The following is a 21,891-nucleotide window of genomic DNA, read 5'->3' on the forward strand; positions in this document are numbered from 1 at the left end:
CTGACGCCGGTTCCAGGCTGTTCCCTCCACGTCAAGGGCCCTGCGCCCAAACACAAGAGGCCCGGACCGGGCGTACAGCACACTGGGAAGCAACCCGCCAGGCCAACCGGCCGGCGTCCTTGCCTACTCGAAGTGGAGTACACCATGGAAACCTACGATGCGCTTCTGGCGTCCGTCTCAGCCGCACCCGGTACCGGCCGGACCATCCTGGACCCCGCCACGGGAGAGCCCGTAGGCGAAGCCCCCGTCCACAGCCTCGAGTACCTCGAGGCGGCAGTCTCCGCCGCACAGGAAGCGCAGCCGGCGTGGGCTGCGCTGGGCCACAGCGAGAGGTCGGCCGCGCTCCTGAAAGCAGCCGACGCCGTCGAACGTTCCGCCGAGGAACTGGCCCAGCTGCTCTCCCGCGAGCAGGGCAAGCCCCTGAACGGCCCCAATGCCCGGTTCGAAGTGGGCGCGTGCGTGGCCTGGCTGCGCGCCACAGCCAACCTCCCGCTTGAGCCTGAAACGATCGTGGACGACGGCCAGACCCGCGCCGAGCTGCACTACAAGCCCATCGGGGTCGTGGCCGCGATCGGCCCGTGGAACTGGCCCATGATGATCGCCATCTGGCAGATTGCCCCCGCCCTGCGCATGGGCAACGCCGTGGTGGTCAAGCCCTCCGGCAACACCCCGCTTTCCGTCCTGGCGCTGGCCACTGTACTGAATGAGGAACTCCCCGAAGGCATCCTCTCCGTGGTCTCCTGCGGCCGGGAAGTAGGTGCCCGGCTCACGGACCACCCCGCCATCGGAAAGATCATGTTCACCGGCTCCACCGCGGCCGGCCGCGCCATCATCAAATCCTCCGCGGACACCATCAAGCGGCTCACCCTGGAACTTGGCGGGAACGACGCCGGGATCGTCCTGCCCGACGCCGACCCCAAGGCCATCGCCGAAGATATTTTCTGGGGCGCCTTCCTGAACACAGGCCAGACCTGCGCGGCCCTCAAGCGCCTCTACGTCCACGATGACATCTACGACGCCGTCTGCGAAGAACTCACCGCCGTCGCCGCCACGATGCCCATGGGCAACGGCCTCGACGAGGACAACGTCCTGGGGCCCCTGCAGAACAAGGCACAGTATGACGTCTTTGCAGGCCTCGTGGAGGCAGCGAAGGCTTCCGGCGCACGCGTCCTGCTGGGTGGAAACCCGGAGCCGGACCAGCCCGGCTACTTCTACCCCACCACCCTGGTCGCGGACATCGACAACGACAACCCTCTCGTGGCCGAGGAACAGTTCGGCCCCGCCCTGCCCATCATCCGCTACAGCACCATCGATGAAGCCGTGGAAAAGGCCAACGGACTCGACGTCGGACTCGGCGCCTCCGTCTGGTCTTCGGATGTTTCAGCAGCCCGCGGGGTCGCAAGCCGGATCCAGGCCGGCACCGTCTGGATCAACAGGCACGGCGCCGTAGACCCGCGCATCCCCTTCGGCGGCGCCAAACAATCCGGCTACGGACTGGAATTCGGCGTCGAGGGCCTCAAAGCCCTCGGTGTACCGCAGGTCATCAACGGCTGAACCTGAAAACGCAAGAGGGGCACTGCACGCCGACGCGCGCAGTGCCCCTCTTGCGTTTGCCCGCGGGTGGCGGGGATCAGCCAGCCTAAAGGCCCGTTCCGGGTCCAGTTTGGTTACGCGAGGGAAAGGAAGAGCTTCTCCAGCTCTTTCCGGTCCATGGTGCTGTCCTCGCGGACAATGCACTGCTCGAGGCCGCTGGCGATGATCGCGAAGCCTGCCCGGTCCAGGGCCTTGGATACGGCGGCGAGCTGCGTGACGATGTCTTTGCAGTCCCTGCCCTCCTCCAGCATCCGCGTCACAGCGGCGAGCTGGCCCTGGGCGCGCTTGAGGCGGTTGACCACTGGGGCCAGTTCAGTCGAGTCGAGTTCCATGAGGTCTCCGTAAGTGGGGTTCTTGAGTCCAACTATATACCCCTCGGGGTGTTTTGACTACCCCCGGGGGTATCTGTAATACTCGGTGGGGTATTCACCTTCCCCCATCGAAAGGCCAGCAATGACTTCCCCTTCCACCACACCGGCCGTTACCGCCCTTGCTCCCGAGACCCTGCGCAGCTGGATCGAACAGCACCAGGACCTCGTCGTCATCGACGTGCGCTCCGCCGCAGAATTCGAGTCCATGCACATCCGCGGCTCCTACAACGTGCCCCTGCCGCTGCTGTCCGAGCACACTGACGAGCTCGCCGCCCGCCTGGGCTCCCGCGTGGTCCTGGTCTGCCAGTCCGGAGCCCGCGCCGAGCAGGCACGCCAGCGGCTGGGCAAGTCCGGGATCGACGGCGCCTACGTCCTGACCGGCGGGGCACCGGGCTTCGCCGCCGCCGGCGGGGACGTCGTCAAGGGCAAGAACCGCTGGGACCTGGAGCGCCAGGTCCGCCTCGTGGCCGGATCCCTGGTGGTCCTGGGCCTGGCCGGCGGCAAGTTCGTCTCCCCGAAGATCCGGACGCTTGCCGGGGTGATCGGCACCGGACTGACCTTCTCCGCAGCCACCAACACCTGCGCCATGGGCCAGGCCATCTCGGCCATGCCGTGGAACAAGGCTGCCAAGGAGCCCACCCGCGAAAGCGCCATCCTGACCCTTCCCATCGCTGACGCCCCGGCCCTTGACACCCTGGAGGAGGCCAAAGCCTCATGACCGCCACCCTCATCGTGGTCCTTGTCCTGTCGGTAGTCATCGGACTCTCGCTCGGTGTCCTGGGCGGCGGCGGATCGATCCTGACAGTCCCGATCCTGGTCTACGTGGCCGGATTCGAGGCCAAGGAAGCCATCGCAGCCTCCCTGTTCGTCGTCGGCGTCACCTCCGCGGTGAGCGTGTTCAGCCACGCCCGCGGCGGCAGGGTGATGTGGCGGACCGGCCTGATCTTCGGCGCGGCCGGCATGGCGGGCGCGTTCGTCGGCGGCCTCCTGGGCGGGCATATCCCCGGCCAGATCCTGCTCATCGCCTTCGCGGTGATGATGGTGGCCACCTCGGTGGCCATGCTTCGCGGCCGGAAGAAAAAGTCCGACGGCGGCGCACCGCCGGTCAAGCACGAACTTCCCCTTGGGAGGGTGCTGCTTGACGGCGCCGTGGTCGGGCTCGTGACCGGCCTGGTGGGCGCGGGTGGCGGATTCCTGGTGGTCCCGGCCCTTGCACTCCTGGGCGGCCTGCCGATGTCCGTTGCCGTGGGCACCTCCCTGGTGGTCATCGCCATGAAGTCCTTCGCCGGGCTCGCCGGATACCTCACCACCGTCCAGCTCGACTGGGGCATCACCCTCGGCGTTACCGCAGCTGCCATCGTTGGCACTCTTGCCGGGTCCAAACTGGCCGGCCGCATCCCGGAAGCCGCCTTGCGCAAGGCGTTCGGCTGGTTCGTCCTGGCCATGGGGTCCTTCGTCCTCATCCAGCAGGCCCCCGCCGACCTCCGCTGGTTCATCGCCGCCGGAGTCGCAGCCCTTACCGCAGCCACCGCCGGCATCTGCTGGTTCTTCATCAGCTCCTGCCCCCTGCGCAACCGCACCGGCCGGCGCAGCAACGTCCCCTCACCCGCCTGACCCCGCCACCAGCAGCCAAGGAGAACACCATGGGTTTCATCAGCTCCCTGAAAAATGCCTTCAGCAAGCCCTATAAAACGGTTTCAGTCGCGGAGGCGAAGGACCTCCTGGCCTCAGGTGCGGCGCTGATCGATGTCCGTTCCGCCGAGGAATGGCGTTCCGGACGGGCGCCCCAGGCGAGGCACATTCCGTTGGACCGGCTGCAATCCGGCTTCGCCGGAACCAACACAACCGGAATCAATAAGAACAAGCCCGTGATCGCCGTCTGCGCGTCCGGGGTCCGCTCCGCTTCAGCGGCACGGCTCCTGGCCTCCCAGGGGTACCAGGTGTACTCCCTGCGCGGCGGCATGGGCGCCTGGCGCGCCGCCGGCGAGCCCGTCCGCTAACACCAGCCCACCATCTTTCGAAGGAGAAACACCATGGCTGAAATCACCATCACCGAAGCCGACCAGCGGCGCACTACCGCCCGCATCCTCGATGTCCGCGAGGACTTCGAGGTCGAGGAAGGCATGATCCCGGGCGCCCTGCACATCCCCATGGGCCAGCTGCAGGCACGCCTGTCCGAACTGGACCCCACCGTCCCCGTCATTGCGGTCTGCCGCAGCGGCAACCGTTCAGCCCGCGTGGCCGACGCCCTCAACGGGGCCGGCTTCACCGCGGACACCATGGCCGGCGGAATGATCGCCTGGACCCGCGCCGGCCTCCCCACCGCCTGAGCCCGCAGTTCCTCCACCCTTCACCCCAAACCACGCCCGAAAGGACACGAAAGACGATGGCAACCATCGACGTCACCGAACAGAGCTTCGCCAAGACCCTGGAGAACAGCGAGATCGTCTTCGTTGACTTCTGGGCAGCCTGGTGCGGCCCGTGCCGCATGTTCGCCCCCACCTATGGGAAGGCCGCCGAACGGCACCCGGACATCACCTTCGCCAAGGTGGACACCGAAGCCGAACAGGCCCTCGCCGCCGCCGCGAACATCACCGCCATCCCCACCCTCATGGCCTTCAAGGACAAAACGCTGGTCTTCTCCCAGCCCGGAGCCCTCAACGCCACAGGCCTGGAAGAAGTCATCCAGGACGTAAAGAAGCTGGACATGGACAAGCTCCGGGCTGATGCAGCCCGGCAGCCCGCCTGACCCAGGCACGGATTGCCCGGCGCATACCCCTCGTTGCGGCATACCCCCCTGGGTATTACACTGAAATTAAAGACCTCCCCGAAACACCTACTCCACGAAGGAGAGCACCAGATGCTTATCGAGCGTATTTACGATGAAGACCTCGCCCAGGCCAGCTACCTGATTGGCTGCCAGGCCAAGGGTGAAGCCATAGTGGTGGACGGCCGCCGCGACATCGCCGTGTACCAGGAGCTTGCCGCGAAGAACGGCATGAAGATCGTGGCCGTCACCGAAACCCACATCCACGCCGACTACCTTTCCGGCACCCGCGAACTGGCCGCTGCCACCGGCGCGAAGATCTACGTCTCCGGCGAGGGCGGACCGGACTGGCAGTACGAATTCGACGGCGAACGCCTCTACGACGGCGACGCCATCACCCTGGGCAACATCACCATCAAAGCCCTCCACACCCCGGGCCACACCCCCGAGCACCTGTCCTTCCTGGTGACCGACGGCGCGTTCAGCGACCAGCCCGGCTACCTGCTCTCGGGCGACTTCGTCTTCTCCGGCGACCTGGGCCGGCCGGACCTGCTAGACGAGGCAGCCGGCGGCATCGACACCCGCTTCGAAGGGGCCAAGCAGCTCTTCACCAGCCTGCGGGACAAGTTCCTCACCCTTCCCGACTACGTCCAGGTCCACCCCGCCCACGGCGCCGGCAGCGCCTGCGGCAAAGCCCTCGGCGCCATCCCCTCCTCAACCGTGGGCTACGAGCGCCTCTACGCCTGGTGGGGCCCCTACCTCGCCGCCAACGACGAGCAGGGTTTCATCAACGAACTCCTCGACGGCCAGCCCGACGCCCACGCCTACTTCGGCCGGATGAAGCGCGAGAACCGTGAAGGCCCGGCCATCATGGGCGAACGCACCCCGCTGCCCGAGCTCGCACCCGGCATCGTCGCTGCCGGCCTGGCGGAGGACACCCTGACCTTCATCGACACCCGCTCCAACAGCGAGGTCCACGAAGGCACGGTAGCCCGCTCCCTGAACGTGCCGGCAGGCAAGTCCGTAGCCAGCTACGGCGCCTGGGTAGTCAACCCCGAGACGGACAAGAACCCGCTGGTACTGCTGGCACCGGACCAGGAAGCCGCCATGGACATGTGGGACCACCTGGTCCGCGTCGGCATCGACAACGTGGCCGGCTACCTCACCAGCATCGACGGGCTCCCCACGGCAACCCCTAAGCTCATCCAGCCGGAGGAACTCGACGGCTTTGACGCCGCCATGGTCCTGGACGTCCGCAACAAAACCGAGCACACCGCCGGGCACATCCCCGGCTCCCACCAGCTCAGCGGCGGCCGCGTTATGTGGCACCTGGACGAACTCCCCGCCAACGGCACCATCGTCACCTACTGCCAGTCCGGCGTCCGGAACTCCGTAGCAGCCAGCGCCCTGCGCCGGGCCGGGTACGACGTCGTCGAGCTGGACGGCAGCTACGCCGGCTGGAACGCCTGGCAGCAGACGCGACAGAACGCCGTCTCAGCTAAGTAACCCCCCAGACCGCCCGGGCTGGTCCCCCCTCCGGCCCGGGCAACCTTATATCCCCCCGAATTCTGTCCCCACGACGAACGGAGCACTCCGTATGCAGGGCAGCACACTCCCGCGCCGTGGCCGGGGACCAGCCGGTACCGTGCTGGGGCTTCGGCAAAACCTGGCCCAGTTCATGCTCCTGGTGGCAGTCAACGCCCTGGTGGGCGGCACGCTGGGCCAGGAGCGCACCGTGCTGCCGCTGCTTGCGGACCAGGTCTTTGGCCTGGGCCAGTACACGGCCGCCCTGACGTACATCGTTGCGTTCGGTGTGGCCAAAGCCGCCACCAACTACTTCGCCGGAACACTCTCGGACCGCTACGGCCGGAAACCGGTGCTTGTGGCGGGCTGGCTCGTCGCCCTCCCGGTCCCGTTCCTGCTGATCTTCGGTGATTCCTGGGGCCTGATCGTCGCTGCCAACGTGGTGCTGGGCATCAGCCAGGGCCTCACCTGGTCCACCACCGTGATGATGAAGATGGACCTCGTGGGCCCCGAACGCCGGGGACTGGCCATGGGACTGAACGAAGCCGCCGGCTACCTCGGCGTTGCCGGCACGGCACTGGCCACCGGCTACATCGCCTCAAGCTTCGGCCTGCGCCCGTGGCCGTTCCTGCTCGGCGCAGCCTTCATCGCCATCGGCCTGGGGCTGTCCGTGCTGACCGTGCGCGAGACACACCACCACGCCAAGGCCGAGGCCGCTGGCCATGTCTCCGTCCATGCGGGAGCAGGGGCCGGCCTGCGCACCCGGGAGGTCTTTACACTCACCAGCTTCCGGGACAGGTCCTTGTCCTCCATCAGCCAGGCCGGCCTGGTGAACAACCTCAACGACGGCCTGGCCTGGGGACTGTTTCCTGTCCTCTTCGCCGCGGCGGGGCTGGGCATTGAACGCATCGGCATCCTTGCCGCGGCCTACCCGGCCGTGTGGGGTGCGGGGCAAATGGTCACGGGCCCCCTCTCGGACCGCATCGGCCGCAAACCGCTCATCGCCGGAGGCATGCTGGTCCAGGCCGCGGCACTGGCCATGGTCGCCGTCGGACAGGATTTCGGAACCTGGCTCGCCGCGCTGGTCCTGCTCGGCGCCGGCACGGCCATGGTTTATCCCACGCTCCTCGCGGCGATCGGCGACGTAGCCCATCCGCTCTGGCGGGCACGTTCCGTGGGGATCTACCGGCTATGGCGGGACGGCGGCTTCGCTGTGGGGGCCCTGCTTTCCGGGGTACTGGCTGACGCTTACGGCATCCCCGCGGCCGTGCTTGTGGTTGCGGTCATCACCGCGGCCTCCGGCGTGCTGGTGGCCGTTCGGATGCGCCGGACCGACCACCACCGGCGCCACTGAGTTCAGTGCAGTTCATCCGCAGGCGCCGTCACAGCGCGGCAAGGATTCCGGCGATGTCGTCCATCACGCCGGGCACCAGCGAGTAGTAAGCCCAGGTGCCGCGCTTTTCCCGGTGCAAAATGCCGGCCTCCACCAGGATCTTCAGGTGGTGGGAAACGGTGGGCTGCCCAAGGTCCAGCGGCTCCGTCAGATCGCAGACGCAGGACTCCCCCGAGTCCTCCGCCTTGACGATGGACAGCAGGCGCAGGCGGTTGGGATCGGCCAGGGCTTTGAAGACCAGGGCTTTCCGCTGGGCCTCTTCGATGCCCAGCACCGGCTTGTCCGAGGGAACGCAGCAGGAAGCGTCGACGGCGGGACCAGCAGTGTGGAGGAGGTTCATGACACCCATTATGCACATAGATTGACATTCATCGATATAGGTGGCAATACTTCCTATATCGACTTTCATCAATCTATTACCGAGCAGCCCAGGAGACCCGTGAGCACCCGGACCGAGACACCGCCCACCCGAGGGGACGAGGCCGTTGTCGGCAAACTCTCCACCCTTGACCGCTTCCTACCTGTATGGATCATTGCCGCCATGGCCTTGGGCCTCCTGCTCGGAAACCTGGTCCCCGGCCTCAACACAGCCCTGGAAGCAGTCAAGGTGGGCGAAGTGTCACTGCCCATCGCCGCAGGCCTGCTGGTCATGATGTACCCGGTCCTGGCGAAGGTCCGCTACGACCAGACCCGCCGCGTGATCGGTGACAGGAAGCTCATGATCTCCTCCCTGGTGATCAACTGGCTCCTGGCCCCGGCGTTTATGTTCGTCCTGGCCTGGGTCTTCCTCGCGGACCTTCCCGAGTACCGGACAGGCCTGATCATCGTGGGCCTGGCCCGCTGCATCGCCATGGTGATGATCTGGAACGACCTCGCCTGCGGGGACAGGGAATCCGCAGCGGTCCTGGTGGCCATCAACTCCGTTTTCCAGGTGGTGGCCTTCAGTGCACTGGGCTGGTTCTACCTGCAGCTCCTGCCGTCCTGGCTTGGCCTGCCCACCACCAGCGCGGACTTCTCCTTCTGGGCCATCACCCTCTCGGTGCTGATCTTCCTGGGCATCCCGCTGCTCGCCGGGTTCCTCACCCGCACCCTCGGCGAAAAAGCCAAGGGCCGCGACTGGTACGAGGGCACCTTCCTTCCCAGGCTCGGCCCGTGGGCGCTCTACGGACTGCTGTTCACCATCACCCTCCTCTTCGCCCTGCAGGGCGAAACCATCGCGGCCCGCCCGCTGGACGTCGCCCGGATCGCACTTCCGCTGCTGGTCTACTTCGTGGTGGTGTTCGGCGCCGGCATGGTGATCGGCAAATGGCTGGACCTCGGCTACGCCAAAACCACCACGCTCGCCTTCACTGCCGCGGGCAACAACTTCGAGCTGGCCATCGCTGTGGCGATTGGCACCTTCGGCGTGACGTCCGGGCAAGCCCTGGCCGGCGTCGTCGGCCCCTTGATTGAAGTGCCGGCACTTGTTGCACTTGTATACGCCGCACTGTGGGCGCGAAAGCGTTTCTTCACCCCCGACACCGCTTCCCTCTGACCACCGCCACACCCCGGGAGAACACCATGACCACCGAAACCGCCAAGAAGCCCTCCGTCCTGTTCGTCTGCGTCCACAACGCCGGCCGCTCCCAGATGGCCGCCGCCTTCCTCACCAGCCTCTCCAAGGGCGCCATCGAGGTGCGCTCCGCAGGCTCCCAGCCTGCGGACAGGATCAACCCCTCCGCCGTCGAGGCGATGGCGGAGGTGGGCATCGACATGTCCGCGGAGGTCCCCAAAGTCCTGACCACCGAGGCCGTGAAGGAATCCGACGTCGTCATCACCATGGGCTGCGGCGACGAATGCCCGTACTTCCCGGGCAAACGCTACGAGGACTGGGTCCTGGAGGACCCGGCCGGCAAGGGCGTGGAGTCCGTCCGCCCCATCCGCGACGAGATCAGGGGCCGGATCGAGGACCTGATCGCGTCCCTGACCCCAGCCGCCAAGTAGATCCCCAAGATTCCGGACCCCAGGAGATTCCCGTGAGCGAGACCGCGAACGCAGAGAGCGTAAAGACAGAACAGCTGATCATCATCGGTTCCGGCCCTGCCGGCTACACCGCCGCCATCTACGCCGCCCGCGCCGGGCTGGAGCCCCTGGTCCTGGCCGGCTCGGTCACCGCCGGCGGGGCGCTGATGAACACCACGGAAGTGGAGAACTTCCCCGGCTTCCCGGGCGGTATCCAGGGCCCCGAACTGATGGACGGGCTGCAGCAGCAGGCGGAAAAGTTCGGCGCCAAGGTAGTGTTCGACGACGTCACGGAGGTTGCGCTGTCGGGCCACCTCAAGCGTGTGGTCACCGGCGGCGGCGACGTGCACGAGGCCCCCGCCGTCATCCTCGCCACGGGGTCCGCCTACAAGGAGCTCGGACTGCCGGAGGAGAAGAAGCTCAGCGGCCACGGCGTGTCCTGGTGCGCCACCTGCGACGGGTTCTTCTTCCGCGAGCAGGACATCATCGTGGTGGGCGGCGGGGATTCGGCCATGGAGGAGGCGATGTTCCTGACCCGGTTCGGCAAGTCCGTCACCGTCGTCGTCCGCAAGGGTGAACTGCGCGCCTCCCGCATCATGGCGCAGCGGGCCAAGGACAACCCCAAGATCAGCTTCGCGTGGAACTCGGCCATCACCGCCATCCACGGTGACAGCAAAGTCACCGGCGTCACGCTCACCGACACCCGCACCGGGGAAACCCGCGAACAGGCCGCCACCGGCATCTTCGTCGCGATCGGCCACGTGCCCCGCACCGAACTGGTGGCCGGGCAGGTGGACCTGGACGAGGAGGGCTACATCAAGGTGGACTCCCCCACCACCGTCACCAGCCTCTCAGGCGTCTTTGCCTGCGGGGATGCCGTGGATCACCGTTACCGGCAGGCCATCACCGCCGCCGGCACCGGCTGTGCCGCAGCCCTCGACGCGGAACGCTACCTCGCAGCCCTCGAGGACGCGGACAGCATCGCTACCGCCCTGGTGGAAGAACCAACCCACGCCTAGAAGCACTCTCAAGGGAGGGGGTGAGCTGAATGGGTACAGGATGCTGCGGCGACTCCGGCTGCTGCGACGACGATTCCTGCACTGACCAGGACTGCTGCTAAACCCAGCCCCTCCCCCAACTAGGTAGCAGCAGGTGTCGTTATGGGCCCTCAAAACGACACTTACTGCTACCTAGTTGGGACGCCCACCGCACACAAACCTACGGATGAAACAGAGGACAGCATGGATTCAGCGAAGAACCTTCCCGTTGCCGTGATCGGCGCCGGCCCTGTGGGCCTGGCCGCGGCGGCCCACCTGCTGGAGCGCAGCCTTGAGCCGCTCATCCTCGAGGCAGGCACGACGGCGGGAGCGGCCATTGACCAGTGGCGGCACATCCGCCTGTTCTCGCCTTGGCGGTTCAACCTCGATGCCGCCGCGGTGCGCCTGCTGGAATCCGCCGGATGGGAGGCCCCCCGCCCCACCGCGCTGCCGTACGGCGGGGAACTCGTGGACAACTACCTGGCACCGCTGGCTGCGCTGCCGGAGATTGCATCCCGGCTGCAGACCGGAGCCCGCGTGGTCGCCGTGACCCGGGCGGGGATGGACAAGACCCACACCCGCAACCGGGACACCACACCCTTCACCGTCCGGGTGGAGCACGCGGACGGCGAAACACGTGACCACACCGTTGCCGCCGTCATCGACGCGTCCGGAACCTGGTCCCGCCGCAACCCGTTGGGCACCTCCGGCCTTCCCGCCATCGGCGAGGACACCGCAGCGGACCGCATCTCCGCTCCGCTGCCGGACGTTACAGGCCGGGACCGGGCGGCGTTTGCCGGACGCCGTGTCCTGGTGGTGGGCGCCGGCCACTCCGCCGCCAACACGCTGACCAGCCTGGCCGAGCTCGCCAGGGAAGAGCCGGAGACCCGGATCCTTTGGGCCGTCCGCGGCGCGTCGGCGGCGAAAGTCTACGGCGGCGGCGACGCCGACGGCCTTCCTGCCCGTGGACAGCTCGGCGGCCGCGTGCGGCGCCTGGTGGAGGCAGGAAAAATCGAGCTCCACACCGGATTCGGCATCAGCTCGCTGAAGTCCCTCGACTCCCATGTGACGGTGGAAGCCGCAGATGGCCGGACCCTTGATGCCGATATTGTGGTCCCCTGCACCGGTTTCCGGCCCGACCTGGACATCCTCCGCGAAATCCGGCTGGAACTCGATCCCGCCGTTGAGGCTCCCCGTGAGCTCGGCCCCCTGATCGACCCGGAATTCCACTCCTGCGGCACCGTCCCTCCGCACGGTGCCAGGCTCCTCGCCCACCCGGACAAGGACTTCTATATCGTGGGCATGAAGTCCTACGGCCGGGCACCCACCTTCCTCCTCGCCACCGGGTACGAGCAGGTCCGCTCGGTGGTGGCCGCCCTGGCCGGGGACCGCGAGGCCGCCGACACCGTCCAGTTGGAACTTCCCGAAACCGGCGTCTGCTCCACGGACGCGGGCACCAGCTGCGACGTCCCGGCCGCAGCAACAGCAGCCGGGCCCGATTCCGGCTGCTGCGCAGCCCCCGAGCCCGTCCTGGTGGGCTTTCCCACCGGACTTTCCCACGGCCGCTCCGGCGGCAACTAGATCCCTGAACATCGACCTCCGGAGCACCGCCATGTCCAACCCGAGCCACCAGGCCCCCGCCCCCAACACACCAGCCGTCCTCTTTGTCTGCAGCAAGAACGGCGGCAAATCCCAGCTCGCCGCCGGCCTGATGAACCAGGTGGCCAACGGGAGGGTCACCGTGTACTCGGCCGGCACCAAACCGGGAAAGTCCCTGAACCCCCAGGCCGTGGAGTCGCTCACCGAGCTGGGCATCGACATCAGCGGCGAACACCCCAAGCCTGTTACCGGGGACGTCCTGGAAGCCGTGGACGCGGTGATCGTGCTGGGGACGGAAGCGAAACTGGAGCCACGGGAGGGAACGCGTTTCGAAGTGTGGGAAACCGACGAGCCCTCGGAGCGCGGCATCGAGGGGATGGAGCGCATGCGCCTGGTGCGCGACGACATCACGTCGCGCGTCCGGAAGCTCTATGAAGAGCTGACAGCCGGCTAGGAACAGGACTTCGCCCGCCGCACAGGGGCCCGAGCCGCTGCAGCCTTCCGCGCTACCCCATCGCAGGGGCGGCGGCGGTCCGTCCGGCGAACTGGCGGCGTGCCCAGCGGGCCAGCTTCTTGCCCTTGCCCTTCCACCAGTTGTCCTCGTCCTTGTCGTGGTGCAGGCGGAAGATGATGGCCACCAGCACGAACATGCCCATGACCACGTCGATCCAGGACCACAGCACCAGGGCGATGAGAACCGTCAGCCCGTTGACGATGATGGACGGAATCGCGAGGGTACGGAAGACCGTGCTGGCCAGGTAGCGCCGGTGGGACCTGGGGACGGACAGTGCGCGCACCATGTCAAAGCAGACACACACCACCACCACCGTCTGTCCGATGGCCAGCAGCATCTGGCCGGGAAGCGAGCCGCTGAACGCTGCCACCGACTCCATCCCCGGGCTCATCGGTGCCCCTCAAATGCAGGGCGGCAAGAATCGAAACCACACATGGAAAAACCCCCAGAAACTTTGGAACACTGCTGCTGATCCAGCAGTGGTTCCATTGAAGTTTCCGGGGGCTCCGGTGGTCACGAGTAGTGGGTACTCTAATTCCCGCCCGTACCCGTGGGGTGGTACTTACCTGCCGATGGCACGCGGCCGCCACAGCACCACGGCCTGCGACCGCGGGCGCGGACGCTGGCCACGCGCCAGGCTCACCACGTCGCCCGCAGCGCCCGCTGCGAAGATCCGGGCGTCCAGTGGCTGCCGGCGCCGGCCAAGTTCCTCGGTCAGTTCCGAAACCCTGCTCTGCAGGGCTGCCACCTGGTTCTCCAGCTCCAGGATCCGTTTGATCCCCTCCAGCGATACGCCCTCCTGGGACAACCGCTGGACCTCACGGAGCATGTTGATGTCCCGCTGCGAGTAGCGGCGGGACTTCCCTGGAGCGCGGCTGGGCGAGACGATGCCCAGGCGGTCGTACTGCCGGAGCGTCTGGGGGTGCATGTCCGCGAGTTCAGCCGCGACCGAGATCACGAAGATAGGCTGGTCAGCACTGACGTCCACAGCACACCTCCCCTGCTACAACCGGGCCTTGGCGGCCAGGCCCTCACGGACATCGGCTCCGGCCGTGGCTTCGGCAAACGCCTTGACCGCGGCTTCGGCTTCCTTGTTCAGGTTCTTGGGAACGGCGACGTCGATGGTCACCAGCAGGTCGCCGGTTCCCTTGGACGTCTTCACGCCTTTGCCTTTGACCCGCAGGGTGCGGCCCGACGGCGTACCGGCCGGCACACGGACCCGCACCTTTTCGCCGTCGATGGTGGGCACCTCGATGTCCGCTCCCAAAGCAGCCTCGGGGAAGGTGACGGGGACGTGGATGCGGAGGTTGTCGCCGTCGCGCGTGTAGAACGCATGCGGCTGGACGGCGACGGACACCACCAGGTCTCCGTAGCCGGCGGCACCGGGCTGGCCCTTCCCCCGGACGCGGACCTTCTGGCCGTCCTTGATGCCGGCGGGCACGCGGACGTCGATCACTTCGCCGCTGGGTTCCCGCAGGCCGATGGTGGTGCCGCGGATGGCACCGGCGAAGGAAATGCTTGTGGAGGCTGTGCGGTCCGCACCCTTCTGCGGGGTGCGCTGGAATCCGGTCTGGCCGAAGCCGCCGCCGAACAGGTCAGCGAACTCCGGCGGGATGCCGCCCGCGGAGGGGTTGAACCCGCCCGCGTGCCGGCCGGTGTTGCCCGTGAACAGGCCACCGAACATGTCCTCGAACCCGGCGCTGCCAGCCCCGGCGCCGCCGGGGGCGAACCGTGCGCCGCTGCCCATGGCCCGGATGGCGTCATACTGCTGGCGCTCATCGGGATCCGAGAGCACGGAATAGGCCTCGGAGATGTCCTTGAACTTCTTCTCCGAAGCAGCATTCCCCGCGTTGGTGTCCGGGTGGTGCTGTCTGGCGAGCTTCCGGTATGCCTTCTTGATGTCGGCGTCGGAAGCGTCCTTGGCGATACCAAGGATCGCGTAAAAGTCCTTGTCCACCCAATCCTGGCTAGCCAATGGCGTTTCCTTTCAAAAAGTTATGAGTCGGTGGTTGAGCCAACCGGAAATCGGCCGGCTCAACCACCGAAGGTAATGCTACGCAGGTACTGCGACGATGACCTGGGCTGCGCGGAGGACGCGTTCTCCTGACTTGTAGCCGGAACGGAGTACTTGGCTGACGGTGTCAACCTCGATGTCCTCGCCAGGCTGCTGGATCAGGGCCTCGTGGATCGTGGGATCGAACTCCACGCCGGTCTCGTCGATGCGGACCAGGCCGTACGTCTTCAGCGCGTTCTCCAGCTTGGCGGCGATCGCGGCAAACGGTCCGTCGGCCAGGTCGCCGTGCTGGCGGGCTGCGTCGACGTCGTCCAGGACCGGAAGCAGGGAGTTCAGGACGCCGATGACGGCCATTTCCCCTGCCACGGCGCGGTCGCGTTCAACGCGCTTGCGGTAGTTGACGTACTCGGCCTGCAGCCGGAGGAGGTCGTTCCGCAGCTCGGCCGCCTCAGCGTTGGCCGAACCCGTTCCAGCGGCACCCTGCGCGACGGATTCTTCCGCCGGCACCTCGACGCCGTTGAGGATCTCCTCAGCCTGGGCCAGGGCGTCGCCGTCGGAATCCGTGCCGGAAGCCGGACCTGCACCGTGGGAGCTGGTGCCCCCTTCAGGGTGCCGGGCCTGACCGGTCACCGGGTCGACCTTGCGGTTGTCCCGGATGACCGGTTCATGGCTGTCGCCCTGCTGGCCTGCGCGATCGTGGCCGGTGGAAGTGTGCTCTTCCTCGTTACCGTGATGGGGCATGGCTACTTCTTCGCTTCGTCTTCGTCGATGATCTCGGCGTCAACGATGTCCTCGTCGCCAGCTTTGTCACCGGCAGCTGATCCCGCAGCGCCTTCAGCACCTGCAGCGCCGGTGGCACCGTCCGGTGACCCGGCCTGGGCGTAGATGGCCTCGCCCAGCTTGCCCTGGGAAGCCTGCAGCTTCTCGAAGGCGGACTTCACGGCGGCGTCGTCGGTTCCCTCGAGTGCCTTCTTGAGGTTGTCGACGTCGGCCTGGACCTCGGTCTTGACCTCTTCAGGCAGCTTGTCGGCGTTGTCCGCAATCAGCTTGTCCACGGAGTAGGCCAGCTGCTCGGCGGTGTTTCGGGTGTCGGTTGCCTCGCGGCGGGCCTTGTCCTCGGCTGCGTGCTCCTCGGCGTCCCGGACCATGCGGTCGATGTCTTCCTTGGAGAGGCTGGAACCGCCGGTGATGGTCATGGACTGTTCCTTGCCCGTGCCCTTGTCCTTGGCGGACACGTGGACAATGCCGTTGGCGTCGATGTCGAAGGTGACCTCGATCTGCGGAATGCCGCGCGGAGCCGGCGCAATACCGGTCAGCTCGAACGTGCCCAGCGGCTTGTTGTCGCGGGTGAACTCGCGCTCGCCCTGGAAGACCTGGATTGCCACGGACGGCTGGTTGTCGTCGGCCGTGGTGAAGGTCTCGGACCGCTTGGTGGGGATGGCCGTGTTGCGCTCGATCAGGTGCGTCATCACACCGCCCTTGGTTTCGATGCCGAGGGACAGCGGGGTGACGTCGATCAGCAGGACGTCCTTGCGCTCACCCTTCAGGACACCAGCCTGCAGCGCTGCGCCAACAGCCACAACCTCATCCGGGTTCACGCCCTTGTTCGGTTCCTTGCCGCCGGCGAGTTCCTTGACCAGGTCGTACACGGCGGGCATACGGGTGGAACCGCCCACCAGCACGATGTGGTCGATGTCGGAGAGCTTGATGCCGGCTTCCTTGATGACGTCGTGGAACGGCTTCTTGGTGCGCTCCAGCAGGTCCTTCGTGAGGTCCTGGAACTTGGCGCGGGTCAGCTGCTCGTCCAGGTGGACCGGGCCGTCGGGGGTGACGGACAGGTACTGGAGGGAGACGTTGGTGCTGGTGGAGGAGGAGAGTTCCTTCTTGGCCTGCTCAGCGGCTTCGCGGAGGCGCTGGAGGGCGATCTTGTCCTTGGACAGGTCCATGCCCTTGACCTTGAGCTGGTTGAGCAGGTAGTCAACGACGCGCTGGTCCCAGTCGTCGCCGCCCAGGCGGTTGTCACCGGCGGTGGCGCGGACCTGGATGGTGGAGAAGTTGTCTTCGTCCTTGCCGACTTCCAGCAGCGAGACGTCGAAGGTTCCGCCGCCGAGGTCGAAGACCAGGATGAGTTCGTCTTCCTTGCCCTTGTCCAGGCCGTAGGCCAGGGCTGCGGCAGTGGGCTCGTTGACGATGCGCAGGACGTTCAGGCCTGCAATCTCGCCGGCTTCCTTGGTTGCCTGGCGCTCGGCGTCGTTGAAGTACGCCGGAACGGTGATCACAGCGTCGGTGACCTTTTCACCCAGGTAGGACTCGGCGTCGTTCTTCAGCTTCATGAGGATACGCGCGGAGATTTCCTGCGGGGTGTACTTCTTCTCGTCAATGTTGACGGTCCAGTCCGTGCCCATGTGGCGCTTGACCGAGGCGATGGTGCGCTCGATGTTGTTGACGGCCTGGCGCTTGGCGACTTCGCCCACCAGGACTTCGCCGGACTTGGAGAATGCAACGACGGACGGCGTGGTGCGGCCACCCTCGGCGTTGGCAATAACGGTGGGCTCGCCACCTTCGAGAACGGAGACGACGGAGTTGGTGGTTCCGAGGTCAATACCTACTGCACGTGACATGTGTTGCTTCCTTCTTTCCTTGGAAACTGGTTGGCGCCCTCGTATTGAGCGTTCTGCACTCAACTTTACTCAGCACACGATTGATGTCAATACGAAGTTGAGTGATGTGCGCTCAACTTTGCCTGCCTCCAGCTTCAGGGATCCGCCAGGCTGCCAGCAATCACGCGGCTAACGCCGCTTAAACGCGTACGACGGCGGATCTCCGTTTTCGCTGTTGGAGAACCCGCCGCCGTGCTGCTGCGTGTTGCGGTGCTGCTTTTGCGGCCTCGCTACCTGTCGCTGTCCCGGCCGCCGCGCAGGGGACCGCCTTCCTCCGAGGTGGTGTTCACCTGGCCGTCCGCGGCCCCGTCCCGGACTGCATCGGCTTCCCGGGCTGTACCGGACGTCCCGGCGTCGCCGTAGTCCCCGTCCGGGTACTCGCCGTCCTCAAGGTTCCCGGCGGGCTCTCCCACAGTCCCGGCATCACCGTAGTCACCGTCCACGTACTGCCCGCCCTCGCCTTCCAGCCCGGGGGCGGTGCTTCCCTTGCGGGGCTGCTCGGCCGGGGATTCCTGGTTCTCGGTCATGGTGCATCTCTCCTTTGAGTTCCGCGTCCATGCGGGCGCATGTGCAGTCTATCCAGCAGGCGTTTTGGCCAACAGGGCCTCATCCCGGTCCGGGCGTTCCTCAACCTCCTGCCGCCCCAGCTTGCTGGGCCACCAGATGCCGGGGCCGATGTGGTACGCCAGGGCGGGCACCAGCAGGGACCTCACCAGCACGGTGTCCAGCAGCACACCGAAGGCCACAATGAACGCCAGCTGCACCAGGAACATGATGGGGATGACGCCCAGGGCGGCGAAGGTGGCAGCCAGGACCACGCCGGCGGACGTAATCACCCCGCCGGTGACGCCCAGGCCGCGAAGAATGCCCGGACGGGTGCCGTGCTTCAGAGATTCCTCACGGACCCTGCTCATGAGGAAGATGTTGTAATCCACCCCGAGCGCCACCAGGAACACGAAACCGAACAGCGGAACAGTGGCATCAGCGCCCGGGAAACCGAGGATGTTGTTGAACACGAAGGCCGAAACCCCCATGGCTGCCGCATAGGAGAGCACCACCGAGAGCACCAGCAGCACCGGCGCCAGGACGGAGCGGAGCAGCAGCATCAGGATGAAGAGGATGACCACCAGGACCACGGGGATGATGATCACCAGGTCACGCTGGGCGGTGGTGTTGGTATCCAGTGCCGTCGCGGTCACGCCGCCCACCAGGGCGTCCGGGTCCACGGCCTTCACGTCCTCGCGCAGGGCCTTCACCGCTTCCTCGGCCTCCAGGGAGTCCGCTGCGGAGTTCAGGGTGGCGTTGATAAGCACCTTGCCGTCGCGGACGTCGGGAGCGCTGGGAGCGCCGGGAGCCCCGGTGATGGGCACGCTGCCCTGGGTCAGCAGGTAGGCGTCCCCTACGCCGTCGGCCGCCTTTACCGTGTTAAGGACCTCCTGTGCCTTGCCCTGGTCCGCAACCACGACGGCGGGGCTGCCGCTGCCGGCGTCGAAGTGGCGCGCCAGGGCGTCCTGGCCGTCCACGGCGTTGGAGGCGGTGAGGATGACGTCTGTCTGCGGGACGCCGTTGGCTTTGAGCTGCAGGACGCCGGCCGACGCTACCAGCAACAGCAGGACGGAGGCGATCCACACCGTACGCGGGCGCCGGGAGACCAGGGATCCGGTGGCCCGCCACAGTCCCTTCTGGCCCTCCAGCCCCGTCACCAGTTCGGGTTCGCGGTCTTCCGCCGGGACCAGCTTGGGGCGGAACGGCCAGAATGCCGCCCGGCCCAGGAGCGCCATCAGCGCCGGCAGCAGCGTGAGGGCTGCGAACAGGGAGCAAAGAATGCCGGCAGCAGCCACGGGGCCAAGGGCCTTGTTGGAGTTCAGGTCGGAGAAGAGCAGGCACAGCAGGGCGATGATCACGGTGGCGCCGGAGGCCAGGATCGGCTCGAAGGATGCCTTCCAGGCGGTGAGCACGGCCGCGGTGCGGTTGGCGGTGTGGGTCAGGGCCTCGCGGAACCGTGCCACGTAGAGGAGTGCATAGTCCGTTGCCGCGCCGATGACCAGGATGGACAGGATGCCCTGGCTTTGGCCGTTCAGCTGTATCCACCCGGCCTTGGCCATGCCGAAGACCAGCAGGATGGCCGCGCACAACGCAAAGACGGAGGTCAGGAGCACCATGATGGGCAGCAGAAGGGAGCGGTAAACGATCAGGAGGATCACGAACACGGCGGCCAGGGCCACCAGGAGGAGGATTCCGTCAATTCCGGCGAAGGCAGCCGTGAGGTCCGCCGCGAGTCCGGCCGGACCGGTCACAAAGGTCTGCATTCCTGCCGGCGCAGACTCTGCCACGGTGTCCCGCAGCTCCTGGACGGCCTCCTTGACCTCCGAGGACGAGTCGATCGGCGCGATGAACTGGACCGCCTTGCCGTCCTCGGAAGGAATCGGGCCCACCACTGCGCTGCCAAGCTGCAGCCCTTCCAGCTCCGCCTTGAGGCCCGCCACTTCCCCGAGCTGGGCCGGGGTGAAGGCCTCGTCACTCTCGATCACGATTACGCCGGGCACTTCGTCAGAGTCCCGGAACTTCGCCTGCCAGTCCTGGGCGGCCGTGGCCTCGGCGCTGGCGGGCAGGAAGGAAGCCTGGTCGTTGGATGAAACCTCTTCCAGACGGCCAAAAGTGGGACCTCCGACGCCGGCGAGCGCCAGCCACGTCAGGACCAGGATGACGGGGAGCAGCCAGCGCAGCCAGAACGGGACGCGCTCCGTTCCTGAGGATTTGTGTTTCATGATGCCTTCCGGACGACGGGCGGGGAGTAGAGTTGGTTCCATACTAGAGTATCTCCATCATAGAGATAAGCGGCTGGCTAGCTTTTTATGGATTCCACCGATAGCCAGGGGCCCCAGCCGCTGAAGTAATATCCGTCAGTACGCAACGCGCGGTTGCACTGCGACCAGCCAGGCAAAGAGACAACCGGGAGGTGGACATGGCAGAAGGCACCGGCCCGGCACCGCAGGGCGGCCCTCCCGGGACTGCGGGCGGGCCCCACCCCCTGGTCCGCCTCCTGCAGGAATTCACACTCGAAGCCAACCGCTACGTGGACACGGCAGGCGGCCGCAAGGACATGCACCGGACAGACCTCAACGCGCTGGCCGTCATCATGCGCCACACCGCCAAGGGGAACGTGGTCACGCCGGGGCTCCTGCGGAAGGAACTGCACCTCAGCTCCCCCGCCACCACCGCCCTCATTGACCGCCTGGACCATTCCGGACACGTGACACGTGAGCGGCACAGTTCGGACCGCCGGCAGGTCCAGCTCATCATGACGCCCAAGGCCTTCCAGGAGGGCGGCGCAATCTTCGCTCCGCTGGCCCGCCAGATGGGCAGCGCCATGGCCGGGTTCTCGGCTGACGAGCTGGAGACTGTCACCCGGTTCATGACCGCCATGGTGGAGGCCACGGTCGCTGCGCGCGAAGAGTCTTCCGCCGGCCGGCCGGACACCCCCGCCCCACCCAACTAGGTAGCAGCACATGTCGTTTTGAGGGTCAAAAGGACACGTGCTGCTACCTGGTTGGGGGTAGCGTTTGGTTATGAGTGCGCAGCAGCCTGAAGACGACGTTTACACGCACGGCCACCACGAATCCGTGGTCCGCGCCCATGCCGCCAGGACCGCCGAGAATTCGGCAGCGTTCGTCCTGCCGCACCTCACACCCGGAGCCAGCGTGCTCGACGTCGGCTGCGGCCCGGGCACCATTACCTGCGACTTCGCCGTCCTGGTGGCGCCGGGCAAGGTGACGGGCCTGGACCGGTCACCGGACATCATCGCCCAGGCAAAGGCGCTCGCCATGGAACGCGAGGTTTCCAACGTGGAGTTCATGGCTGGCAACATCTACGACCTGGACTTTGATGATGAGACGTTCGACGTCGTCCACGCCCACCAGGTGCTCCAGCACCTTACAGACCCCGTGGAGGCGCTGCGTGAGATGCGGCGGGTCGCCAAGCCCGGCGGCATCGTTGCCGTGCGCGACGCCGATTTCCACGGCATGAGCTGGTACCCCGCCATTCCGGAACTGGACGAGTGGATGGAGCTCTACCAGCGCATCGCGCGGCGCAACGGGGCGGAACCCGACGCCGGCCGCCGGCTGGTCAGCTGGGCGCAGGCGGCCGGCTTTAGCGACGTGGCACCCTCCAGCAGCAACTGGCTTTATGCCACAAGCCAGCAGCGGCGGTGGCAGGCGCGCGTGTGGGGGGAACGCGTGCTTCATTCCGCCTTCGCGGAGCAGGCGCTGGAATACGGCTTCGCCAATCCCGCTGACCTGGCCCGGATCTCGGCCGGGTGGCACCGCTGGGGTTCCACCGACGACGGCTGGTTCCTGATCCCCAACGGTGAGGTCATCGCCCGGGCTTGAGCCGGTACTTGTCCAGGCGGCCGCACTCGC

The 21,891-nt window shown here is 66.7% G+C and carries 24 protein-coding genes; 15 read left to right on the plus strand and 9 right to left on the minus strand.

Features of this window, described 5'->3' with window-relative positions; translation table 11 throughout:
* Positions 1-144 precede the first annotated feature (144 nt).
* On the plus strand, positions 145-1,554 hold the full coding sequence (locus AC4BCK_RS19270; RefSeq protein ID WP_490566361.1) for an aldehyde dehydrogenase family protein: 1,410 nt from the start codon (positions 145-147) through the stop codon (positions 1,552-1,554).
* Positions 1,555-1,667: 113 nt separating this feature from the next.
* Here AC4BCK_RS19270 and AC4BCK_RS19275 read toward each other — a convergent pair whose 3' ends face one another.
* Positions 1,668-1,925: a metal-sensitive transcriptional regulator gene (locus tag AC4BCK_RS19275; protein WP_066279770.1), complete on the minus strand. Its 258-nt coding sequence runs from the start codon at positions 1,923-1,925 to the stop codon at positions 1,668-1,670.
* A 121-nt stretch (positions 1,926-2,046) separates the two neighbouring features.
* Between AC4BCK_RS19275 and AC4BCK_RS19280 the strand changes: the two genes are divergently transcribed.
* The 7 genes from AC4BCK_RS19280 (at position 2,047) to AC4BCK_RS19310 (ending at position 7,609) form a co-directional block, all read left to right on the plus strand.
* Positions 2,047-2,682, plus strand: a complete 636-nt coding sequence (locus tag AC4BCK_RS19280) for a rhodanese-like domain-containing protein (RefSeq protein ID WP_490566362.1) — start codon at positions 2,047-2,049, stop codon at positions 2,680-2,682.
* Positions 2,679-3,578: a sulfite exporter TauE/SafE family protein gene (locus AC4BCK_RS19285; RefSeq protein WP_400511975.1), complete on the plus strand. Its 900-nt coding sequence runs from the start codon at positions 2,679-2,681 to the stop codon at positions 3,576-3,578. The genes AC4BCK_RS19280 and AC4BCK_RS19285 overlap by 4 nt, the downstream gene beginning before the upstream one ends.
* A gap of 29 nt (positions 3,579-3,607) precedes the next feature.
* Positions 3,608-3,964: a rhodanese-like domain-containing protein gene (locus AC4BCK_RS19290; protein WP_490566363.1), complete on the plus strand. Its 357-nt coding sequence runs from the start codon at positions 3,608-3,610 to the stop codon at positions 3,962-3,964.
* Between the two features lie 33 nt (positions 3,965-3,997).
* Positions 3,998-4,294 carry a rhodanese-like domain-containing protein gene (locus tag AC4BCK_RS19295; protein WP_251423941.1) on the plus strand — a complete coding sequence of 99 codons (297 nt, stop codon included), beginning with the start codon at positions 3,998-4,000 and terminating at the stop codon, positions 4,292-4,294.
* Between the two features lie 56 nt (positions 4,295-4,350).
* On the plus strand, positions 4,351-4,713 hold the full coding sequence (trxA, locus tag AC4BCK_RS19300; RefSeq protein WP_251423943.1) for a thioredoxin: 363 nt from the start codon (positions 4,351-4,353) through the stop codon (positions 4,711-4,713).
* Between the two features lie 111 nt (positions 4,714-4,824).
* Positions 4,825-6,237 (plus strand): MBL fold metallo-hydrolase, encoded by a 1,413-nt coding sequence (locus tag AC4BCK_RS19305; protein ID WP_366278915.1) that lies wholly within the window; start codon positions 4,825-4,827, stop codon positions 6,235-6,237.
* A 91-nt stretch (positions 6,238-6,328) separates the two neighbouring features.
* Positions 6,329-7,609: an MFS transporter gene (locus tag AC4BCK_RS19310; RefSeq protein ID WP_366278913.1), complete on the plus strand. Its 1,281-nt coding sequence runs from the start codon at positions 6,329-6,331 to the stop codon at positions 7,607-7,609.
* 28 nt (positions 7,610-7,637) lie between these two features.
* Here the strand turns inward: AC4BCK_RS19310 and AC4BCK_RS19315 are convergent, their stop codons facing one another.
* On the minus strand, positions 7,638-7,988 hold the full coding sequence (locus AC4BCK_RS19315) for an ArsR/SmtB family transcription factor (protein ID WP_363958982.1): 351 nt from the start codon (positions 7,986-7,988) through the stop codon (positions 7,638-7,640).
* A 201-nt stretch (positions 7,989-8,189) separates the two neighbouring features.
* On the opposite strand from AC4BCK_RS19315, the gene arsB reads away from it, so the two are divergent.
* The 5 genes from arsB (at position 8,190) to AC4BCK_RS19340 (ending at position 12,739) form a co-directional block, all read left to right on the plus strand.
* Complete coding sequence (gene arsB, locus AC4BCK_RS19320) at positions 8,190-9,182, plus strand: ACR3 family arsenite efflux transporter (protein ID WP_400512003.1); 993 nt, start codon at positions 8,190-8,192, stop codon at positions 9,180-9,182.
* Between the two features lie 26 nt (positions 9,183-9,208).
* A complete protein-coding gene (locus AC4BCK_RS19325; protein ID WP_366278909.1) occupies positions 9,209-9,631 on the plus strand; it encodes an arsenate reductase ArsC in 423 nt (140 codons plus the stop codon).
* A 32-nt stretch (positions 9,632-9,663) separates the two neighbouring features.
* Positions 9,664-10,668 (plus strand): thioredoxin-disulfide reductase, encoded by a 1,005-nt coding sequence (trxB, locus tag AC4BCK_RS19330; protein WP_251423955.1) that lies wholly within the window; start codon positions 9,664-9,666, stop codon positions 10,666-10,668.
* Positions 10,669-10,890: 222 nt separating this feature from the next.
* Positions 10,891-12,267, plus strand: coding sequence for an FAD-dependent oxidoreductase (locus AC4BCK_RS19335; RefSeq protein ID WP_366278907.1), 1,377 nt, complete (start codon positions 10,891-10,893; stop codon positions 12,265-12,267).
* 31 nt (positions 12,268-12,298) lie between these two features.
* Positions 12,299-12,739 carry an arsenate-mycothiol transferase ArsC gene (locus AC4BCK_RS19340; RefSeq protein WP_363960397.1) on the plus strand — a complete coding sequence of 147 codons (441 nt, stop codon included), beginning with the start codon at positions 12,299-12,301 and terminating at the stop codon, positions 12,737-12,739.
* Positions 12,740-12,791: 52 nt separating this feature from the next.
* On the opposite strand, the gene AC4BCK_RS19345 is transcribed toward AC4BCK_RS19340, so the two are convergent.
* The 7 genes from AC4BCK_RS19345 to AC4BCK_RS19375 all read right to left on the minus strand — a co-directional run bounded on the left by AC4BCK_RS19345 (position 12,792) and on the right by AC4BCK_RS19375 (position 20,241).
* Complete coding sequence (locus tag AC4BCK_RS19345) at positions 12,792-13,178, minus strand: hypothetical protein (protein WP_174176355.1); 387 nt, start codon at positions 13,176-13,178, stop codon at positions 12,792-12,794.
* A gap of 183 nt (positions 13,179-13,361) precedes the next feature.
* Entirely contained in the window at positions 13,362-13,787 is a 426-nt protein-coding gene (locus AC4BCK_RS19350; protein WP_066279799.1) for a heat shock protein transcriptional repressor HspR, read from the minus strand.
* A 15-nt stretch (positions 13,788-13,802) separates the two neighbouring features.
* Positions 13,803-14,774, minus strand: a complete 972-nt coding sequence (locus AC4BCK_RS19355) for a DnaJ C-terminal domain-containing protein (RefSeq protein WP_174176209.1) — start codon at positions 14,772-14,774, stop codon at positions 13,803-13,805.
* Between the two features lie 78 nt (positions 14,775-14,852).
* Complete coding sequence (locus AC4BCK_RS19360) at positions 14,853-15,554, minus strand: nucleotide exchange factor GrpE (protein WP_251423964.1); 702 nt, start codon at positions 15,552-15,554, stop codon at positions 14,853-14,855.
* A 2-nt stretch (positions 15,555-15,556) separates the two neighbouring features.
* On the minus strand, positions 15,557-17,434 hold the full coding sequence (dnaK, locus tag AC4BCK_RS19365) for a molecular chaperone DnaK (RefSeq protein ID WP_490566364.1): 1,878 nt from the start codon (positions 17,432-17,434) through the stop codon (positions 15,557-15,559).
* A 269-nt stretch (positions 17,435-17,703) separates the two neighbouring features.
* Positions 17,704-18,000, minus strand: coding sequence for a hypothetical protein (locus AC4BCK_RS19370; RefSeq protein ID WP_363940109.1), 297 nt, complete (start codon positions 17,998-18,000; stop codon positions 17,704-17,706).
* Between the two features lie 48 nt (positions 18,001-18,048).
* A complete protein-coding gene (locus AC4BCK_RS19375; RefSeq protein ID WP_490566365.1) occupies positions 18,049-20,241 on the minus strand; it encodes an MMPL family transporter in 2,193 nt (730 codons plus the stop codon).
* 197 nt (positions 20,242-20,438) lie between these two features.
* Here AC4BCK_RS19375 and AC4BCK_RS19380 point away from each other — a divergent pair, with 197 nt between their 5' ends.
* Both AC4BCK_RS19380 and AC4BCK_RS19385 read left to right on the plus strand, forming a co-directional pair.
* The gene (locus AC4BCK_RS19380) at positions 20,439-20,972 is read left to right on the plus strand and encodes a MarR family winged helix-turn-helix transcriptional regulator (RefSeq protein WP_364408403.1); all 534 of its coding nucleotides are present in this window, start codon (positions 20,439-20,441) and stop codon (positions 20,970-20,972) included.
* Between the two features lie 70 nt (positions 20,973-21,042).
* Positions 21,043-21,861: a methyltransferase domain-containing protein gene (locus tag AC4BCK_RS19385; RefSeq protein ID WP_174176198.1), complete on the plus strand. Its 819-nt coding sequence runs from the start codon at positions 21,043-21,045 to the stop codon at positions 21,859-21,861.
* Positions 21,862-21,891 lie beyond the last annotated feature (30 nt).

The sequence above is a fragment of the Pseudarthrobacter sp. As-47 genome (assembly GCF_058215595.1).

What these genes read in the sequence shown, in the direction of transcription:
- AC4BCK_RS19270 (WP_490566361.1), top strand. Translation starts at nt 145, where the DNA reads ATGGAAACCTACGATGCGCTTCTGGCGTCCGTCTCAGCCGCACCCGGT.
- AC4BCK_RS19275 (WP_066279770.1), bottom strand. Translation starts at nt 1,925, where the DNA reads ATGGAACTCGACTCGACTGAACTGGCCCCAGTGGTCAACCGCCTCAAG.
- AC4BCK_RS19280 (WP_490566362.1), top strand. Translation starts at nt 2,047, where the DNA reads ATGACTTCCCCTTCCACCACACCGGCCGTTACCGCCCTTGCTCCCGAG.
- AC4BCK_RS19285 (WP_400511975.1), top strand. Translation starts at nt 2,679, where the DNA reads ATGACCGCCACCCTCATCGTGGTCCTTGTCCTGTCGGTAGTCATCGGA.
- AC4BCK_RS19290 (WP_490566363.1), top strand. Translation starts at nt 3,608, where the DNA reads ATGGGTTTCATCAGCTCCCTGAAAAATGCCTTCAGCAAGCCCTATAAA.
- AC4BCK_RS19295 (WP_251423941.1), top strand. Translation starts at nt 3,998, where the DNA reads ATGGCTGAAATCACCATCACCGAAGCCGACCAGCGGCGCACTACCGCC.
- trxA (WP_251423943.1), top strand. Translation starts at nt 4,351, where the DNA reads ATGGCAACCATCGACGTCACCGAACAGAGCTTCGCCAAGACCCTGGAG.
- AC4BCK_RS19305 (WP_366278915.1), top strand. Translation starts at nt 4,825, where the DNA reads ATGCTTATCGAGCGTATTTACGATGAAGACCTCGCCCAGGCCAGCTAC.
- AC4BCK_RS19310 (WP_366278913.1), top strand. Translation starts at nt 6,329, where the DNA reads ATGCAGGGCAGCACACTCCCGCGCCGTGGCCGGGGACCAGCCGGTACC.
- AC4BCK_RS19315 (WP_363958982.1), bottom strand. Translation starts at nt 7,988, where the DNA reads ATGAACCTCCTCCACACTGCTGGTCCCGCCGTCGACGCTTCCTGCTGC.
- arsB (WP_400512003.1), top strand. Translation starts at nt 8,190, where the DNA reads ATGGCCTTGGGCCTCCTGCTCGGAAACCTGGTCCCCGGCCTCAACACA.
- AC4BCK_RS19325 (WP_366278909.1), top strand. Translation starts at nt 9,209, where the DNA reads ATGACCACCGAAACCGCCAAGAAGCCCTCCGTCCTGTTCGTCTGCGTC.
- AC4BCK_RS19335 (WP_366278907.1), top strand. Translation starts at nt 10,891, where the DNA reads ATGGATTCAGCGAAGAACCTTCCCGTTGCCGTGATCGGCGCCGGCCCT.
- AC4BCK_RS19340 (WP_363960397.1), top strand. Translation starts at nt 12,299, where the DNA reads ATGTCCAACCCGAGCCACCAGGCCCCCGCCCCCAACACACCAGCCGTC.
- AC4BCK_RS19345 (WP_174176355.1), bottom strand. Translation starts at nt 13,178, where the DNA reads ATGGAGTCGGTGGCAGCGTTCAGCGGCTCGCTTCCCGGCCAGATGCTG.
- AC4BCK_RS19360 (WP_251423964.1), bottom strand. Translation starts at nt 15,554, where the DNA reads ATGCCCCATCACGGTAACGAGGAAGAGCACACTTCCACCGGCCACGAT.
- dnaK (WP_490566364.1), bottom strand. Translation starts at nt 17,434, where the DNA reads ATGTCACGTGCAGTAGGTATTGACCTCGGAACCACCAACTCCGTCGTC.
- AC4BCK_RS19370 (WP_363940109.1), bottom strand. Translation starts at nt 18,000, where the DNA reads ATGACCGAGAACCAGGAATCCCCGGCCGAGCAGCCCCGCAAGGGAAGC.
- AC4BCK_RS19375 (WP_490566365.1), bottom strand. Translation starts at nt 20,241, where the DNA reads ATGAAACACAAATCCTCAGGAACGGAGCGCGTCCCGTTCTGGCTGCGC.
- AC4BCK_RS19380 (WP_364408403.1), top strand. Translation starts at nt 20,439, where the DNA reads ATGGCAGAAGGCACCGGCCCGGCACCGCAGGGCGGCCCTCCCGGGACT.
- AC4BCK_RS19385 (WP_174176198.1), top strand. Translation starts at nt 21,043, where the DNA reads ATGAGTGCGCAGCAGCCTGAAGACGACGTTTACACGCACGGCCACCAC.